We start from the raw sequence: 232 nt of genomic DNA on the forward strand, positions 1-232 counted from the left end.
GTGCACAGAAAAAACGTCATGATCGATATTGGGGAATCGATTAAAAAACGTTTGGATAATCCCACCAAATTCAATCGGCACTGTGTAGACAACGTAATCGGGTATATTCACTGTGGTGGCGCCAGCTATAATTGCGGCTTCTACCAAGCGACAAAAAATGACTAAGCGCGTCCGGCCAGCATCATCACATGAAAACTCGACATCAGGCGAGAATTTCTTAGCATGAGTGACG

1 pseudogene is annotated in these 232 nt (G+C 44.8%); it reads right to left on the reverse strand.

What is annotated here, in order from left to right:
* A pseudogene (locus Q4519_RS22195) lies at positions 1-232 on the reverse strand (2-isopropylmalate synthase); the annotation flags it as partial.

Origin of the sequence: Motilimonas sp. 1_MG-2023 (assembly GCF_030547455.1) — a bacterium.
Taxonomy (GTDB): domain Bacteria; phylum Pseudomonadota; class Gammaproteobacteria; order Enterobacterales; family CBDFNC01; genus Motilimonas.